The 217-nt window shown below is 63.1% G+C and carries 1 pseudogene; it reads right to left on the bottom strand.

The annotated features are described in order from the left end of the window. A pseudogene (locus A3728_RS22480) lies at window positions 1-154 on the bottom strand (tryptophan--tRNA ligase); the annotation flags it as partial. Window positions 155-217 lie beyond the last annotated feature (63 nt).

Here is a 217-nt window from a genome sequence, read left to right as displayed (position 1 = left end):
CATGAAGGTCGACCATGCAATAGATCGTTTCGAACCCGCCCGCGTCCTGCATGTCCACGAACCGCTTGATCGCGCCCAGATAGTTCCCCAGCGTCAGGCCGCCCGATGGCTGGATGCCGGAAAAGACGCGCGGGGTGAACTGTGTTTGCGACATGGGCGCACCTCTGGGCTGGATCTGGCTGCTCGCCCGGCTTACTCATGGCCGCGAACCCCGTCA

Origin of the sequence: Sulfitobacter sp. HI0040 (assembly GCF_001634885.1) — a bacterium.
Lineage (GTDB): Bacteria > Pseudomonadota > Alphaproteobacteria > Rhodobacterales > Rhodobacteraceae > Sulfitobacter.
Note: the sequence above shows the minus strand (reverse complement) of the source record. Positions and strands in the feature narration are given on the sequence as shown.